Source organism: Polynucleobacter sp. (assembly GCF_040400325.1).
In the GTDB taxonomy this organism is placed as follows: Bacteria; Pseudomonadota; Gammaproteobacteria; order Burkholderiales; family Burkholderiaceae; genus Polynucleobacter.
In genome coordinates this window covers 25,063-43,009 of sequence record NZ_JBBAQK010000009.1, presented here as the reverse complement: position 1 = coordinate 43,009, position 17,947 = coordinate 25,063, and the positions used below count along the sequence as shown (strand labels likewise).

The following is a 17,947-nucleotide window of genomic DNA, read 5'->3' as shown; positions in this document are numbered from 1 at the left end:
TCATTTAGCTAACGGTTTGAATAGGACTCCATACGGGGTCCTTTTTACTGGCCGTGGCTATTTCTTCTAAAACTTTTTCATGCAGCAGACATTCATCAGCACTTGCTGCAATGAATTTTAAATTCACGGGCAGTGATTTCTTATGACCGTCAGAATCTGTGTCAACGGTATAGTCAATTAAATCAATCGATAGATCTTCTTGGCCACGCGTCATCGCTACATAGACTTCTGCTAACAATTGGGCATCTAATAGCGCGCCATGAAGTGTACGGTGTTGATTGCTAATAGAAAAACGCTCACACAGTGCATCTAATGAATTACGCTTACCAGGGAACATTTGACGAGCCTCTAGTAGGGTGTCAGTTACTCTGCTAGCTAAATTTCGAAACGGTGGGCGCTTTAAAAGAGCGAACTCATTATCCAAGAATCCTAAGTCAAATGCGGCGTTATGAATCACAATTTCTGCGCCATCGACAAACTCAATCAATTGTTCAACAACATTAGCAAAGATGGGTTTATCAGACAGAAATTCTCTCGAAAGGCCATGAACCGCAAAAGCTCCTGCGTCGATATCCCGCTCAGGATTAATGTAGTAATGAAAAGTCTTATCGGTTAGGCGTCGTCCAACCATCTCTACGCAACCGATTTCAATAATGCGATCTCCGGTTGCAGGATTTAATCCCGTTGTTTCAGTATCTAAAATTACTTGGCGCATTAGGTACCCTCAAGGACTGATGGCGGTATTTCCATTGGGCCTTTGCCCGCGTATTTATCAAGGTAAAGATAAATCACAGGGGTAATAATCAAGGTAACAAATTGCGATAGGATTAGGCCACCAGCAACACTAATGCCCAAGGGTTGGCGCAACTCTGCTCCTGCGCCAATACCAAATGCAATCGGCAGGGCGCCCATTAGGGCTGCAAAGGTAGTCATCATAATAGGACGGAAACGCAAGATACAGGCTTCTTTAATTGCTTGTTCAGGGCTCATTCCTTGATTACGTTGTGCATCGAGCGCAAAGTCAATCATCAAAATGGCATTCTTTTTAACGATACCAATCAGCAGCAAAATACCAATAGAAGCAATGACTGTTAACTCAAAGCCAAAAATACGCAATGCTAATATTGCCCCAATGGCAGCAGATGGCAAACCCGCCAGAATAGTGAGCGGGTGAATATAACTTTCATATAAAACTCCAAGCAGAATGTAAATCACTCCAAGAGCAGCCAAAATTAAGATCACCTGGCCGGATTGATTCTCTTTAAATACTGCTGCATCACCACCATAGCTGGTAATAATAGAAGGCGGCAGACCAATTTCTTTGGTGAATTCTTCTATTTTCTTGGTTGCATCGCCAAGGAAAACATCGGGCGCTAAGTTAAATGACAGAGTCACCGCAGGTATTTGCCCAAGATGATTCACCGAGGTAGGGCCGATCGATCTAGTAAATGTTGCAACACTAGAAAGGGGAATTAATTTATCAGTAGCTCGACCGCGAACAAATATTTTATTAAGATCAGTTTCATACTGCCGATCTTCTTTAGCAGTTTCTAGAATGACATAGTAAGTGTTGACAGGGGTGTAGATGGTCGATACTTGTCTTTCACCATAAGATGCATACAAAGCAGATCGAATATCAGCGATCGTAATACCTGCACTGGCTGCCTTTTCTCGATTAATGTCAATTTTGACATTCAGACCTTTTAATTGTGAATCACTTGTAACGTCCCTAAAGATCGGATCGGTACGCAGTTTTTGCATGAGCTTGTCGGCCCATTCATTGACACCATCAAAGCCAACACTTTGCAGGGTAAATTGGTAGCGACTTTTACTACTTCGACCACCAATTTGTAAATTTTGTACAGGGCGCATATATACCTGAAGCCCCGGTATTTCTCTAAATTTGACTCTCAGATCTTCCATTATCTTAGCCATCTTTGCACGTTCACTTTTCGGTTTGAGAACAGTAAAAATACGTCCAGTATTTTTGCCAGAGCTATTACCGCCACCGATAATAGAAATTGAGGTGTCTACGTTTGGATCTTTACTAACGATATCAGCTGCCTGGTCCTGAAGTTTTAACATCGAATCAAATGACATATCCTCCGATGCTTCGGTAGTCATCAGAATTTGTCCAATGTCTTCTTCTGGAAAAAATCCCTTTGGGCTATTCATAAATAAGAAAATAGAAATAGCAAATGTAGAGATAGCACCCAACAAGACTATCTTACGATGGTGTAATGCTAAATCAAGATAGTGAATATAGGTTTTGAGCATCCAATTGAAGAAGCGATCAAATTGTTTGTTGATAGCGAATTCTTTGGCGTGTACCCCAGGCTTAGGCAGGAAGCGACTACACAACATTGGCACTATTGTTAAAGAAACAATGGCCGATACAAAAATCGCCAAAGAAACAACCACTGCAAATTCTCTAAAGAGCAGGCCAATGGGTCCAGGCAAAAAGAAGAGAGGAATAAACACAGCAATTAATGAAATCGAAATAGAAATAATGGTAAAGCCAACCTCTTTACTGCCCTTGAGTGAGGCCTTGAGAGGGTCCATACCATTTTCAATATGACGCATGATGTTTTCTAGGACTACGATTGCATCATCAACCACCAAACCTACTGCTAGCGTAATACCGAGCAGCGAAATATTATCAAGGCTATAGCCCATGATGTAGAGTAAAAAGAATGCGCCAATTAAAGAAATGGGCAAGCTAATTGACGGTATTAAGGTTGCTGCTGCGTGCTTTAAAAATAGGAAGATGACCAACACAACCAACAACACAGTTAAAGCAAGTGTGACATTCACATCGTGTATCGCTTCAATAATAGACAAAGATCGATCGTTTGCCACTTGGAGCTTAATCGACTCAGGCATCTGCTTTTGTATCTCAGGCAGTAATGCTTTGACTGATTTGACAACCTCCACAGTATTTGCATTAGGTTGACGTAATACTGCGATTGCAATCGATCTTTCGCCATTAGAGCTCGCTAGTGTATAGACGTTTTCGTAACTCTCTATCACTTCAGCAACATCTTTGAGGTAAATAGGTAGACCATTTTTTTGGCTGATGATGAGATTCCCAAATTCTTCAGGTCTGACTAATTGAGGGTTTGCGTAGATTGTGATCGATTGGCGAGGCCCATTAAGAACACCTACCGGGGTATTGGAGTTGGCCTTATTAATGGCATTGGCCACATCATCCATGGTGAGGTTGCGGTTACCCAATGCATCAGGGCGAGCCAGCACTCGAACTGCGTAACGCTTTGCACCATAAACAATAATTTGTGCTACACCGCTAATGGTGGACAGATTTGGTGACAGTAAATTTTCTGCATAGTCATTTAAATCCGACAAACTCACTGATGGGGAACTCAAACGCACAACTAATACAGGCGTATCAGCTGGATTGACTTTGCGGTATGACGGTGAAGTCGTCATTTCAATTGGAAGCCGTCTTTGCGCCCTTAAGAGTGCTGCCTGGACATCAACCGCTGCTTTGTCAATATCTCGATTGTTATTAAATTCCAAGGAAATGCTGGTGCTGCCCAATGAATTGACAGAGCTGATGGCTTTAATACCGTCAATCGTTGAAAATTCCTTTTCCAATGGCAGTGCAACAGCGGACGCCATATTTTCTGGAGAGGCGCCCGGTAGTGATGCGCTAACTGAAATAACGGGAGTATTAAAACTTGGTAAGGCCGCTACTGGAATATTGAAATAGGCGACTGTTCCGGCAACGACGGTTGCAAAAGAAAGCAAGACCGTCATAACGGGGCGCCGAATACATAATTCGGAAAGCGTCATTTTTTCTCGGTCGCAGGTGGGTTTTGAGGAGCGGCGTCTTTAGTTTTAGCTTCGCGTACTTTACTGCCAGGACGGAGATTTTGTTTACCTTCTACTACTACCTTATCGCCCGCTTCAATTCCAGTAACGATAGAAGTACCTTGGTATTCGTAAACTACTTTAACGGGCTTTGCAACAGCCTTTCCTTCGCTATCTACTGTATATACAATTCTTCCTCTAGGATTGATGATGATTGCCTGTGAGGGAACCGAGAGAGCATCCTTTAAGGTATTAGCCACTATAGATACACGAGCAAACTGACCCGGAAGAATGCTCATGGACTTATTGGGGATTTGTGCCTTGACCCTTACTGCTGCAATTGAAGGGTCGACTTGGTTATCGATGACAAGCACCTTGCCCTCATAGGTTTTCTTACCTGAATCACCGACTGTGACTTTGACTGTCAGAGGCTCTCCATCTAATTGATTTTCAAGCAATATAGGGATATCTTTTTCAGGTACTACAAACTGAACATTGATGGGATTTAGTTGTGTAATAGTCACCATCGACCCAACACTTGATGTTGCAGTTGAGCTGGTAGCGGTTGTGACGACGTTACTCGCTTGTACTAGAGACCCAGGGAACACATTTACAATTCCAGCACGTCCAGTAATCGGAGAGCGAATCGAATCAAAGGATAACTGAACTTCAGCTGAGCGGGCTGCTGCCTGAGCAGCCTTAGCATTAGCCAAGGAGGTTTCTAAACCCGCTTTAGAAATAAAGTTTTTACTGACGAGTTCAGTGGCGCGCAGATATTGTTTTTGGGCATCTTCAGCTAAGGCATTCAGTCTCTCATAGTTAGCAGTATCATTGCGATTATCTAGCGTAAATAATAGATCGCCAGCTTTGACTTCCTGACCATCTTTAACATGAATTTTGGCAACTGTATTGGTCACCATTGGTCTGATATCGACAATCGCATTTGAAACCATCGTACCAGTGGCCTCAATCACAAGCGGAATATCTTTCTTCTCAACCACAATGGTACTTACTGTCGTGGGTCCACCACCTTTTTCGGCCCTAGCGACTGGCGGATAAAAATAATCATAGGTTTTTGAACCTGCGAACAAAATAATGATCACAATGAAGATGCGCCATTTGAAGCCGAAAATAAAAGACTTTACCGAAGCGAAAGAGATGGTCGGCATGCGGTTTGAAATTTTTTGCCATAGAGCACAAAGACAAGACATTAAATACCCAAAAACTTGCGCAACCTTAGTGGGTATTTTGTTTAATGTAGATTCTATTTTTGACACGGCTTCATTTTCTTAATTTTTAGCATTCTAATGGGGTTTTTGCTAATTAGAGTGCCTGTGCATTCTCTCATAGGGGTTAAAAAAGAGCTTGTTCAATGCTTATACGCTCTAAGGTAAAAACTCTTCAGCTCCTTTATTGGCTAGCTGATCAGCAAGTTCATTACCTGGATGTCCAGCATGGCCCTTAACCCAGTGCCATGAAATCTCATGGTTCGGAAGCAGGGCGTCCAATTCTTGCCATAAATCAGCATTTTTGACAGGGGACTTGGCTGCCGTCTTCCAGCCACGCTGTTTCCAGCCCTGAAGCCACTCTGTAACGCCTTTTTGAACATATTGTGAGTCCGTCCAGAGTTCGACAGCACTAGATTGTTTAAGGGCTTTTAAGGCATAAATGACTGCACTCATTTCCATACGATTATTGGTTGTGTGCTTTTCACCCCCATGCAGGTGCTTTTCGTGATTTCCAGAGCGTAAAACGACACCCCAGCCGCCAGGCCCTGGATTTCCTTTGCATGAGCCATCTGTATAGATAACGATATGCGGTAGTTGCTTGCTGTGCTTGGTGTGAGACATAGCCCTACTCTAATGGGTCTTGTTTGAGATTGCTTCTTTCAGTAGCTGGGCTTAAAGGGGCAATTTGGGGGATAAGACTAGTCTTAACCTTGCCAATGAGACGTATTCCTTGATGGCGTTTAATAGCGGAAACAATGAAAATGGCGCCAAAAATAGGCCACCATCGGTTACCCATTGGCTCCAGATAATCCATTTTGGAGATGCTTTGGCCTTGGAGGGGCAGTTTGTAACAGCCAAAATGCCCTCTATCTAAGGAAAAGTTGAGTAATTGCAACCAATCTTTGATTCTGATTAGACTAATGAACTGACCATCACGCGGTAAATAAGGGCTGCCAATTAGTCTACTGATGTATTGGCGGGCTCCCCACAGGCTTGCTGGGTTAAATCCAGAGATAACTAAGCGACCCTCAGGACGAAGGATCCGATCAATCTCACGCAGTATTTGGTGGGGGTCGGCTGCAAACTCTAGAACGTGTGGCAAAACAATCAAATCAATACTTTCACTGGCAAAAGGCAGTTCTGTAGCATCACCCTCAATGCAATGCCAATTTGAAGATAAATTAGGGGGCATGTTGTCATTAGCATGAACCAAAATGGCATGCAAGGGCATTCGATTCTCCCGCAAGCAATTGATTTGCGGTAGCCCAACTTGGACTGCATTAAAGCCAAAAACGTTATCTACGATCTGATCAAAACAAGTTTGCTCCCACTGCAATACATATTGACCTGGTGGGGATTGTAGCCATCCCTCCCATGAGCTCCATGGGGGCGCAGGGGACTGAGTAGGGGTGGGTGGGGTTGGTATCATGGAAGTATGGATAAGAATACTTTATTGCAAGTTTGGCCTATACCCGCCTTTGATGATAATTACATTTGGTGTGTACATGACGGACATTTTGCATTGGTTGTAGATCCAGGCGATGCAAGCCCAGTTTTGCATTACTTAGCCCAAGAAAAATTATCCCTTACCGGAATACTGGTTACTCACCATCATGCTGATCATACTGGTGGAATTTTGGAATTATTAAATACCCTAGGAACTGCAATTCCTGTGTATGGCCCCACTAGCAATGAAATACCCGGTCGAACTATAGCAATGATGGAGGGCGACAAGTTCGATATTGTTTCTCCTCGAATCAGCGTGAGTGTTCTTGAAGTTCCAGGCCATACCCTTGATCATATTGCTTACTTTGCAAATGTGCAGACGAATATATCTGAACCCATACTCTTATGTGGGGATACTTTATTTGCTTCTGGCTGTGGGCGCCTATTTGAAGGGACGCCCACTCAAATGGCTCAGTCTCTTTCCAAGTTTGCCGCTTTACCGAAAAACACTTTGGTGTACTGCACACATGAATACACCCTCTCTAATATTCGTTTTGCTTTAGCAGTAGAGCCACATAATTATCAATTGATTGAGTGGTCAAAAAAAGCACAAGCATTGCGTGCACAAAATAAACCCACCTTACCAACCACGATCGCTCAAGAGTTACAAACGAATCCTTTTATGCGATGTGATCAAGCTGATGTGATTGCGGCTGCCGAAGAAATTTCAGGGCAGCAAAACTTGCCCAGTACGGCGCATGTCTTGGCTGCCATCAGGGCCTGGAAAGATCGCTTCTAATGCGACTGATTTATGCGGTAATTGCTCTTGTCGCTTTAATCAATGGTTGTGCCAGTTCGGGTGATTGGTCATCTGATACACCAACAATAGTCAATCCCAAGGCATCAAAAGCCGCACGCGTTGATTTTGAGAAGCAATCTGTCAGCAAGGTTTATGCGCCCTCTGATAATTTATGGATTCGTATTCGGGATGGCTTTCAGATGGAGCCTATGAATAACCCATTAGAAATCGAACAAGTACGTTGGTTAAGCGCCCGCCCTGACTATGTGAATCGCTCTATGGCACGTTCTTCACGCTATCTCTTCTATATCGTACAAGAAGTCAACGCACGCAGCATGCCAACAGAAATCGCTTTGCTACCTTTTGTAGAGAGTGCCTTTGTTACTCATGCTAAATCCAGAGCAAAGGCAGTTGGTTTATGGCAATTCATGCCTGCTACCGGAAAAGATTTTCGCTTAACGCAAAATGTGTTTCGCGATGAGCGGCGTGATGTTTTGCAATCAACAGATGCAGCACTAGATTATCTGCAGCGTTTGTATGCACAGTTTGGTACTTGGGAGCTTGCTTTAGCTGCCTACAATTGGGGTACGGGCAACGTGATGAAGGCCCAAAAACGAAATATTGCTGCAGGGCTTCCCACGGATTATGAAAGTCTGAAGATGCCAAAAGAAACTCGGCAATACGTTCCGAAGTTGATGGCTTATCGGCAAATTGTTTTAGATCCAAGTGCTTATGGAATTGTTCTACCGGAACTAGAGAATCATCCGTACTTTATAGCAGTAGATGTTAGCAACGATATTGATGTGGCCTTAGTGATTAAGCTTGCTGAAATTCCAGCAGAAGAGTTTCATAATCTTAATCCGTCATTTAATAAGCCCGTAATTTTAAGTAATGCTAATCAACAAATTTTGTTGCCATTTGCTCATGCAGAAATTTTTCAAGAAAATCTAAAAAACTACTCTAAGCCACTTGCATCGTGGACAGCTGTTCAAATCAAAAAAACCGAGAGCCTAGATCAGGTAGCTAAAACCTTGGGTGTAGCTCCAGATACTCTGAGGGATATCAATGGCATCCCTAAGGGCATGCGGATTAAAGCGGGATCAACGGTTCTGATCCCCAAAAGTAGCCTTGTATCAAATGATGTTTCTCCAACTTTGGCTGAAAATGCCAGTCTCAGCTTAGAAAAGCCGCCCCCACCGCCATCCGCTAGTAAATGTGTCAAGCCAGCCAGTAACGCAAATGGCTCGAAAGGGACTCAACAAAACAAGTGTGCTCCAGTAAAACAGGCACAGAAGACTGATCAAACAAACGCTAAGGGCAATTCTTCCAAAAATAGTGCTGCATCTCAGCATAAATCCGCATCGACAGATCCTGGAAAATCTGCGAAAAATACTAGTTCAGCCAACCCCATTAACAAGGGGGTGAATGCAAAGCAGTAATTTCAGTCACTTTTCTTTAGGTAGATCATGTCCTATCAAGCACATCACGAACGCTCAATTCAAGATCCTGACGGTTTCTGGGGCGAGCAGGCAAAGCTCATTCACTGGGAAAAACCATTTGATAAAGTTCTCAATTATGAAAATCCTCCATTTGCAAAATGGTTTGAAGGAGGGCTTACCAATCTTTGCTACAACGCATTAGATCGCCATATTAAAGAGCGACCAAATCAAACCGCCTTGGTTGCGGTATCTACTGAAACGAATTTAGAAAAGGCGTACACATACCAGGAGCTCTACGAAGAAGTCAATCGTATGGCAGCGATTTACAAAGCCCATGGTATTAAAAAGGGTGATCGAGTCCTGATTTATATGCCAATGATTGCAGAAGCTTGCTTTGCAATGCTTGCTTGTGCTCGTATTGGTGCAATTCATTCTGTGGTGTTTGGAGGTTTTGCTTCTCACAGTCTGGCATCCCGTATCGACGATGCAAAACCAAAGATGATTGTGACATCAGAGGCTGGTATGCGAGGTGGCAAAGCAGTTCCATACAAACCACTTCTAGATGAGGCAATTACCCTAGCAATCAATAAACCTAAAAAAGTTCTGATCGTCAATCGTGGCTTATCTGAATTCACTACCGTTCCTGGCCGTGACTTAGATTACGCAACAGAGCGCCAGAAACACCTCAATGAGATTGTTCCGATTGAATGGGTGGATGCAACCCATCCCTCATATATCCTTTATACATCCGGAACTACTGGCAAGCCTAAGGGCGTGCAACGCGATACAGGCGGATACGCAGTGGCGTTAATGTCCAGCATGAATCACATCTTTTGCGGTAAGCCTGGTGATACCATGTTCACTACTTCAGATATTGGTTGGGTGGTAGGTCATAGTTACATCATCTATGGACCACTACTCAATGGTATGGCAACCATCATGTATGAGGGTACGCCTTTACGCCCCGATGCAGGGATCTGGTGGGCATTGGTTGAAAAATACAAAGTGTCTGTGATGTTCTCGGCACCAACAGCTGTTCGTGTTTTGAAGAAGCAAGACCCAGCATTTTTAACTAAGCATGATCTTTCTACTTTAAGGTCTTTGTTCCTCGCGGGTGAGCCATTGGATGAGCCTACGGCAACTTGGATTCATGAAGCGATTCAGAAACCAATCGTAGATAACTATTGGCAAACTGAGACTGGCTGGCCGATGCTTGCTATACAGCGTGGTGTTGAAGTCATGCCGCATAAATTCGGCTCACCAGGAGTCCCTTCTTTTGGATACAATATGAAGTTGCTTGATGATGCAACATCGATAGAGTTGGGCGCTGATCAAAAAGGAGTGATTGCAATTGAGGGACCTTTGCCTCCAGGTTGCATGCAAACTATTTGGGGTGACGATCAGCGTTTTGTGAGTACTTATTGGGAAACGATTCCTGGTAAATTGATTTACTCTACCTTTGACTGGGGAATCAAGGATAAGGATGGGTACTTCTTCATATTGGGTCGCACAGACGACGTGATTAACGTAGCAGGGCATCGCCTTGGAACGCGCGAAATTGAGGAAAGCATATCTAGCCATCCAAATATATCTGAAGTGGCTGTGGTGGGTATTGAAGATAAATTAAAGGGTCAAGCAGCGATTGCATTTGTTATTCCAAAAGACTCCTCTAAGACTGACAATCTAGAAAAAGAATGTATGAAAACAGTCGATTCCCAGTTAGGGGGAATTGCTCGTCCAAGTTGTGTTTATGTAGTGACGGCACTACCTAAGACCAGGTCAGGAAAGATTGTGCGACGAGCTTTACAGGCTGTTGCGGAAGGCCGTGATCCTGGAGATATCAGCACCATGGAAGATCAAACTGTTTTGGCACAAATTAAGACCGTTATCGAGCAGGGCGCCCATTCTTAAATGACCATCGATACCCCCCTCTAAGCCCATATTGGCTGGGTTTTCAAGGATTTAGGAGCAAAAATGGTATGATTCAAAGATTCGAAACTAAATAAATACCCTAGCGCTTAAAGACACTCACCTCCCGCATAAACAAGCCTCGGGTTGGTCTTTTTGGGGGTTTTGAGCGTCGGATGGAGCAGGGACTGGAGATGGTTTGTCACCCTTGCTTCCTTCTTTTCCTCCTGCCGTGTTGGCTCTAGCCGACGGCACGATATTTCCTGGTTTAAGCATTGGCGCCTCTGGCGAAACTACCGGAGAAGTTGTATTTAATACCGCATTAACTGGATATCAAGAGATCATCACTGATCCAAGCTATGCGCGTCAAATTGTGACCTTGACCTACCCGCATATTGGTAATGTTGGGGTTAATCCTCAAGACGCTGAATCAGACCAGATTCATGCTGCTGGTCTCGTCATTAAAGATCTTCCAAAGCGCGTCTCAAATTTTCGCTCTCAAGAGACTTTAGATAACTATCTCACTGCTGCTGGTGTTTTAGGTATTGCCGGAATTGACACTCGCAAACTGACTCGTATTTTGCGTGATAAAGGCGCCCAATCTGGTGCTATCGTTGCCGGTAAATTAGGTGATGACATTGAAGTTTTGTCTAAGAAAGCACTTGAACTCGCTAAAGCCTTTCCTGGAATGGCTGGTTTAGATCTTGCTAAGGTAGTAAGCACCAAAACCACCTATGAGTGGCGCGAAGCTGAGTGGGAATTACATGGAGTTAATGGCAAGCCAGCTTATCGAACTTTGGATACTTCCAAACCAGTTAAAAAAGTGGTTGCATATGATTTTGGCGTCAAGCGTAATATTCTGCGCATGCTTGCTGAACGTGGATGTGAGCTTACTGTAGTTCCAGCCCAAACAAGCGCTGCTGAGGTATTGGCAATGAATCCTGACGGGGTCTTCTTTTCAAACGGTCCTGGCGATCCTGAGCCATGTGATTACGCTATTGCTGCTGCCAAAGAAATTATTGAAAAAGGTCTTCCTACATTTGGTATCTGCTTAGGACATCAAATCATGGGTTTAGCTGCTGGCGCTAAAACTTTAAAAATGAAGTTTGGTCATCATGGAGCAAATCATCCTGTAAAGGATTTGGATACCGGGCGGGTAGCAATTACTTCGCAAAACCATGGCTTTGCAGTTGATGCCAGCACTCTGCCTAAGAACATTCGCGTGACACACGTATCTCTATTCGATGGCTCCTTACAAGGCCTGGCATGGGAAGATAAACCTGCACTGTGTTTTCAAGGTCATCCTGAGGCCTCACCGGGCCCTCATGACATAGCTTATTTATTTGATCGTTTTATGGAGTTAATGAATGCTACGAAAGCTGGCAATAAGGGGGGCAAATAATGCCTAAGCGTAGCGATATTCACAGCATTCTTATTATTGGAGCTGGCCCCATTGTGATTGGCCAAGCTTGTGAGTTTGACTATTCAGGTGCTCAGGCTTGCAAGGCATTGCGAGACGAAGGCTATAAAGTTATTTTGGTCAATAGCAACCCCGCAACAATTATGACTGACCCAGAAATGGCAGATGTGACTTATATCGAGCCAATTACATGGGAAGTAGTTGAACGAATCATTGCTATAGAAAAACCAGATGCAATCTTGCCAACCATGGGCGGTCAAACCGCATTGAACTGTGCCTTAGATTTACATCGTCATGGTGTCTTGCAAAAGTATGGCTGTGAACTGATAGGCGCGTCTCCCGAGGCGATTGATAAAGCCGAGGATCGACAGAAATTCAAAGATGCAATGACAAAAATTGGATTGGGCTCTGCTAAATCTGGCATTGCTCATACCATGGATGAAGCCCATATAGTGCAACAACGAATTCAACAGGAGACTGGTAGCCCAGGTTTCCCAGTGGTGATTCGTCCATCCTTCACTATGGGTGGTTCCGGTGGTGGGATTGCGTATAACCGTGAAGAATTTGAAGAGATCTGTAAACGGGGTCTTGATCTATCTCCTACCCATGAACTCTTGATCGAGGAGTCATTGCTGGGTTGGAAAGAGTTTGAAATGGAAGTAGTGCGTGATCGTAACGATAACTGCATTATTGTTTGTTCGATTGAGAACTTAGATCCAATGGGTATTCATACCGGTGACTCGATTACTGTAGCGCCTGCACAAACATTAACCGACAAAGAATATCAATTGATGCGCAATGCATCTATTGCAGTTTTGCGTGAAATTGGTGTAGATACTGGCGGTTCCAACGTGCAATTCTCTATTAATCCAGAAGATGGGCGCATGATTGTGATTGAGATGAATCCACGCGTCTCGCGTTCATCTGCCTTAGCATCTAAAGCAACTGGTTTTCCGATTGCCAAAATAGCAGCAAAACTGGCCGTTGGTTACACCTTAGATGAACTAAAGAATGATATTACTGGCGGCGCAACACCAGCATCTTTTGAGCCATCAATCGATTATGTTGTGACTAAAATTCCCCGTTTTGCTTTTGAAAAATTTCCGCAAGCAGATTCACGTTTAACAACGCAAATGAAATCAGTCGGTGAGGTAATGGCAATCGGCCGTACTTTCCAAGAATCTTTTCAAAAAGCGCTGCGAGGCCTTGAGGTTGGTGCTGATGGCTTAGATGAATTCTCTACTGATTTAGATGACATTATTCAAGAGATAGGTGAACCAGGCCCAGATCGTATTTGGTATTTAGCAGACGCATTCCGCATGGGGATGAGTCTAGATGATGTCTATAACGAAACCAAAGTAGATCCTTGGTTTTTAGAGCAGATTCAAGAGTTAGTCACGATTGAAAATGAGCTTAAGCTTCGTCAGATTGATAGCCTATCTGCTCAAGAACTTCGCTTTGTAAAGCAAAAAGGTTTTTCAGATCGCCGCTTAGCTAAATTACTTGGGGTAGATGCTGCATCGGTTCGTGCGGCACGACATCGCTTAAAAGTAGTACCCGTCTATAAACGTGTCGATACCTGTGCTGCTGAGTTCTCTACGAATACGGCCTACTTATATTCAACCTATGAGGCTGAGCATGGTGAGTGCGAATCCCAGCCTACGAATAGAGACAAAATCATGGTCTTGGGCGGAGGCCCTAATCGTATTGGTCAAGGCATTGAATTTGATTATTGCTGCGTCCATGCCGCTTTAGCAATGCGTGATGACGGTTATGAAACCATCATGGTGAACTGCAATCCGGAAACAGTTTCTACCGACTACGACACTTCAGATCGGCTTTATTTTGAGCCATTAACACTCGAAGATGTTTTAGAGATAGCTGCCAAAGAAAAACCAAAAGGAGTAATTGTTCAATACGGTGGACAAACTCCATTGAAGTTGGCCTTAGATCTAGAGCGCAACGGTGTACCCATTATCGGCACCTCACCCGATATGATCGATGCAGCTGAAGATCGTGAGCGCTTCCAAAAGTTATTACAGAATCTTGGTTTGCGTCAACCGCCAAATCGTACAGCGCGTACCGAAGATGAAGCTCTTAAACTTGCTGAAGAAATTGGCTATCCATTAGTTGTCCGTCCATCTTATGTTTTAGGAGGGCGTGCCATGGAAATTGTTCATGATGGTCGCGAACTAGAGCGTTATATGCGTGAAGCTGTTAAGGTTTCGCATGATTCACCAGTATTACTAGATCGCTTTTTGAATGATGCGATTGAGTGTGATGTCGATTGCATTAGCGATGGTCATCGGGTCTTCATTGGTGGTGTTATGGAACATATTGAGCAGGCTGGCGTTCATTCAGGAGACTCCGCTTGTTCTTTGCCGCCTTATTCACTCTCTGATGAGACGGTAGCGGAAATCAAAAGTCAAACTGCTGCTATGGCTAAGGGATTAAATGTTATTGGCTTGATGAACGTGCAATTTGCGATCCAACATGTTGATGGTAAAGATGTCATTTACGTATTAGAAGTGAATCCCCGAGCTTCACGTACAGTGCCATTTGTTTCTAAGGCTACTGGCTTGCAGTTAGCGAAGATTGCTGCGCGTTGCATGGTCGGTCAATCCCTAGATCAACAAGGGATCAAGGCAGAAGTGAAGCCTCCTTACTTCTCAGTTAAAGAAGCAGTATTTCCATTTAATAAGTTTCCAGGAATTGATCCAATCCTTGGACCAGAAATGCGCTCTACAGGTGAAGTGATGGGTGTTGGTAATACCTTTGGCGAAGCCCTCTTTAAATCACAATTAGGTGCTGGCATTAAGCTTCCTAAGAGTGGTACTGTAGTGCTGACAGTAAAAGATAGTGATAAACCTAAGGCCGTTGAAGTTGCTAAGTTACTACATCAACTAGGATTTCCGATGGTTGCTACTAAAGGAACTGCTGCAGCTATTGAAGCAGCCGGTTTGCCGGTGCGAGTCGTCAATAAAGTGAAGGATGGACGGCCTCACATCGTAGATCTGATTAAAAACGGTGAGATTTCACTTGTATTTACTACCGTTGATGAAACTAGGACTGCAATAGCTGATTCCCGCTCAATCCGAACCAGCGCTCAGGCTAATGGGGTTACTTATTACACGACGATTAGCGCAGCAAGGGCTGTCATGGATGGTTTAATGGCCTCACAAAATGGAAACAAGCAATCTTTAGAAGTTTATTCCTTACAAAACCTACATCAGTTACTCATTTAATCTAAAATCAACTCTTGTATGCGCAATGGAGCGCCAGAATTTAAGTTAGGTTAGTAGCATGAGCACAATTCCTATTACCAAACACGGTGCAGAGCTTCTAAAAGAAGAGCTGCACCGCCTCAAACATATTGATCGTCCGTCGGTAATTAATTCTATTTCTGAAGCTCGCGCTCAAGGAGATCTCTCAGAAAATGCTGAATACGATGCAGCTAAGGAAAAACAAGGCTTTATTGAAGGGCGCATTCAGGAGCTTGAAAGCAAGTTATCTGGAGCTCAAATCATTGATCCTGCATCTTTGGATGTCACTGGGAGAGTCGTATTTGGCGCCACAGTAGATTTAGAGTATTTGCAAGATGGCAGCAAAGTCACTTATCAAATTGTTGGCGATGATGAGGCCGATATTGCTTCCAATAAAATTTCTATTAGCTCACCCACTGCTCGTGCCCTGATTGGCAAAGAGGAGGGGGACGTTGTGGCAGTCCAAGCCCCTGGTGGCAATCGTGAAGTTGAAATCTTGGCTGTGCGTTATATCTAAGTATCTTATTTAGCTTGATCTCATGAATATCACTGGCGGTTCCAAACACGCTATCGCGCAAAGACTCTTTATTCTAGTTGCTGGTCTTTGGGTAGGCAGTATCTTATCGGCTGGATATTTAGTAGCCCCAACTATTTTTAATACCCTAACGGATCGTCAAGTAGCAGGCATGGTTGCCGGTAGTATTTTTAAGGTCGAAGCCCTGTTAAGTACGATTGTTAGTATTGCTCTGATGGTATTAGCCAATTTACTTATTAACCGAGGATTGTCTGAATATCGCTCTATTCGTTGGCTTCTATTGGCGATGTTGCTCTGTTCTCTTGTTGCTTCCATCATCCTTATCCCATGGATGAATACATTACGCGATGAAGCGCTAATACAAGGGATGCCCGTAATGTTATCCCCATCCGCAAGTGCTTTTGCTACATTGCATGGTGTATCTAGTGCGGTGTTTTTGATTCAAAGTGCACTAGGTATTTATTTGCTATGGCGCTTAACTAAAAATACTCAGTCATAATTTCTAATAAAAAAAACGCCAACACGCGGCGTTTTGAGAGATATGTACTTGTTTAGGACCCGAGCGATTTCTTTTTGGTGCTACTCATGCGAACCTTGCGCCGCTTAATGGGTGAGGGAGCTGCAGTGGCTTTTCGATATCCAGGGGATGACCAACCAATTTTTGACTCTGCGGCATCAGCACGCAATACACGTTTCTTTGGGGTGGCTGATTTAACTGCCGCTGCTCTTGTAAATGGAGATTGATTAGCAGCTGAACGACGGTCTGATCTTTCGGAATCGCTAGTACGAATGCCCGCTTTGGGAGGTGCTCGATTAGGCTGACGCTTGGTACGAGGTGCTTGCAAACTCTTTTTAGTTTGCTTGCTTGATCTACCAAGATTAGAAAATGCTTCCTCAATTGCATCCTTGGGTTTCCAAAGAACGAGTAATTTTCCAATATGTTGAACTGGGGCAGCATCTAACTTATCGCAAAGCTCTTCATAGATAGCTACTCGAGTTTCACGATCGTCACCAAATACTCGAATCTTAATTAAACCGTGATGACTAATAGCTAACTTCGCTTCTTTGATTACAGCAGGAGTAAGGCCATCACCCCCAACCATGACTACAGGACTCAGATCATGAGCATCAGCTTTAAGGGATTTTCGTTGTGTAGGGGTAATCGTAAGGGCTGTCATAGACTTGATGATAGAGCATTGATTACGCTATTAAGGCCTTATTTGCCTTAGGAGGCAGAAACAAGGAAAATAGAAGGCGAAAGTGGGTAAGTTGTGGCAAAGAATAAATTTAATAAAAGTTGGCTGCAGGATCACTTAACAGATCCTTATGTAAAGATGGCTCAAAAAGAAGGCTATCGCGCACGGGCTGTTTATAAGCTAAGCGAAATTGACGAGCAAGATCGCCTCATTAGAGCTGGTATGACGGTAATTGATCTTGGTAGCGCCCCTGGAAGTTGGTCTCAGTATGTACGTAATCGTTTAACTGAACTCGGTAAAGTAAATCCCAAGGTTGAGTCAGGCAAGCCTGATGGGGTCATCATTGCCATCGACATTCTTCCGATGGAAGACATTGCAGATGTCAGTTTTATTCAAGGCGACTTTAGGGAAGATGAGGGCCTTGCCGCCCTTAAGGCGCTATTACCCAAAGAGGCCGAAGGAAAGGTTGACCTTGTTTTATCTGATATGGCTCCAAACTTATCTGGAGTTGGGGTTGCAGATGCCGCCAGAATGGCCTTTTTGGCTGAAATAGCCCTTGATTTTGCTATTGGGCATTTGAAACCTGATGGTGCTTTACTGATTAAATGCTTTAACGGTAGCGGCTATAGCCAAATCGTCGAATCCTTCAAAAAGGTCTTTAAAACAGTCAATTCACGCAAGCCTAAGGCCTCTAGAGCCCGTTCATCAGAAATCTTTCTTTTGGGAAAAAACCTTAAACCAGCTAAATAAACTCCCAATACCAAGAAAAAACCCATCAAATATAGGGGTTTTAAAAATAAATGCAGCATTAGCTCTTGAAAAAGGGTGGTAGTAGAATCAATTACTTAGTTAGCAATTCGCTTTTACTACTGGATTGATCC

Annotated in this window: 14 protein-coding genes; 8 read left to right on the top strand and 6 right to left on the bottom strand. The window is 43.7% G+C overall.

What is annotated here, in order from left to right; translation table 11 throughout:
- Nucleotides 1–4: 4 nt before the first annotated feature.
- From dnaQ to ABWP14_RS08030, 5 genes are all read right to left on the bottom strand, one after another.
- A complete protein-coding gene (gene dnaQ / locus ABWP14_RS08050) occupies nt 5–715 on the bottom strand; it encodes a DNA polymerase III subunit epsilon (protein ID WP_353202457.1) in 711 nt (236 codons plus the stop codon).
- The gene (locus ABWP14_RS08045; protein ID WP_353202456.1) at nt 715–3,813 is read right to left on the bottom strand and encodes an efflux RND transporter permease subunit; all 3,099 of its coding nucleotides are present in this window, start codon (nt 3,811–3,813) and stop codon (nt 715–717) included. Before ABWP14_RS08045 ends, dnaQ begins: the two co-directional genes overlap by 1 nt.
- Nucleotides 3,810–5,108, bottom strand: a complete 1,299-nt coding sequence (locus ABWP14_RS08040) for an efflux RND transporter periplasmic adaptor subunit (RefSeq protein WP_353202455.1) — start codon at nt 5,106–5,108, stop codon at nt 3,810–3,812. The genes ABWP14_RS08045 and ABWP14_RS08040 overlap by 4 nt, the downstream gene beginning before the upstream one ends.
- 108 nt (nt 5,109–5,216) lie before the next feature.
- Nucleotides 5,217–5,681, bottom strand: coding sequence for a ribonuclease HI (gene rnhA / locus ABWP14_RS08035; protein ID WP_353202454.1), 465 nt, complete (start codon nt 5,679–5,681; stop codon nt 5,217–5,219).
- A 4-nt stretch (nt 5,682–5,685) separates the two neighbouring features.
- Nucleotides 5,686–6,489 (bottom strand): class I SAM-dependent methyltransferase, encoded by an 804-nt coding sequence (locus ABWP14_RS08030; RefSeq protein WP_353202453.1) that lies wholly within the window; start codon nt 6,487–6,489, stop codon nt 5,686–5,688.
- A 6-nt stretch (nt 6,490–6,495) separates the two neighbouring features.
- Between ABWP14_RS08030 and gloB the strand changes: the two genes are divergently transcribed.
- The 7 genes from gloB to ABWP14_RS07995 all read left to right on the top strand — a co-directional run bounded on the left by gloB (nt 6,496) and on the right by ABWP14_RS07995 (nt 16,369).
- Nucleotides 6,496–7,305, top strand: coding sequence for a hydroxyacylglutathione hydrolase (gene gloB / locus ABWP14_RS08025; protein ID WP_353202452.1), 810 nt, complete (start codon nt 6,496–6,498; stop codon nt 7,303–7,305).
- Nucleotides 7,305–8,744, top strand: a complete 1,440-nt coding sequence (locus tag ABWP14_RS08020) for a transglycosylase SLT domain-containing protein (RefSeq protein ID WP_353202451.1) — start codon at nt 7,305–7,307, stop codon at nt 8,742–8,744. The genes gloB and ABWP14_RS08020 overlap by 1 nt, the downstream gene beginning before the upstream one ends.
- A gap of 27 nt (nt 8,745–8,771) precedes the next feature.
- On the top strand, nt 8,772–10,655 hold the full coding sequence (locus ABWP14_RS08015) for a propionate--CoA ligase (RefSeq protein ID WP_353202450.1): 1,884 nt from the start codon (nt 8,772–8,774) through the stop codon (nt 10,653–10,655).
- A 205-nt stretch (nt 10,656–10,860) separates the two neighbouring features.
- Nucleotides 10,861–12,054: a glutamine-hydrolyzing carbamoyl-phosphate synthase small subunit gene (carA, locus tag ABWP14_RS08010; RefSeq protein WP_353202515.1), complete on the top strand. Its 1,194-nt coding sequence runs from the start codon at nt 10,861–10,863 to the stop codon at nt 12,052–12,054.
- A complete protein-coding gene (gene carB, locus ABWP14_RS08005; RefSeq protein ID WP_353202449.1) occupies nt 12,054–15,317 on the top strand; it encodes a carbamoyl-phosphate synthase large subunit in 3,264 nt (1,087 codons plus the stop codon). The genes carA and carB overlap by 1 nt, the downstream gene beginning before the upstream one ends.
- A 58-nt stretch (nt 15,318–15,375) precedes the next feature.
- Nucleotides 15,376–15,852 (top strand): transcription elongation factor GreA, encoded by a 477-nt coding sequence (gene greA / locus ABWP14_RS08000; RefSeq protein WP_353202448.1) that lies wholly within the window; start codon nt 15,376–15,378, stop codon nt 15,850–15,852.
- A gap of 22 nt (nt 15,853–15,874) precedes the next feature.
- On the top strand, nt 15,875–16,369 hold the full coding sequence (locus ABWP14_RS07995; RefSeq protein WP_353202447.1) for a DUF4149 domain-containing protein: 495 nt from the start codon (nt 15,875–15,877) through the stop codon (nt 16,367–16,369).
- A 52-nt stretch (nt 16,370–16,421) separates the two neighbouring features.
- On the opposite strand, the gene ABWP14_RS07990 is transcribed toward ABWP14_RS07995, so the two are convergent.
- Nucleotides 16,422–17,048 (bottom strand): YhbY family RNA-binding protein, encoded by a 627-nt coding sequence (locus tag ABWP14_RS07990; protein WP_353202446.1) that lies wholly within the window; start codon nt 17,046–17,048, stop codon nt 16,422–16,424.
- A gap of 93 nt (nt 17,049–17,141) precedes the next feature.
- On the opposite strand from ABWP14_RS07990, the gene ABWP14_RS07985 reads away from it, so the two are divergent.
- Nucleotides 17,142–17,816 carry an RlmE family RNA methyltransferase gene (locus tag ABWP14_RS07985; RefSeq protein ID WP_353202445.1) on the top strand — a complete coding sequence of 225 codons (675 nt, stop codon included), beginning with the start codon at nt 17,142–17,144 and terminating at the stop codon, nt 17,814–17,816.
- Nucleotides 17,817–17,947 lie beyond the last annotated feature (131 nt).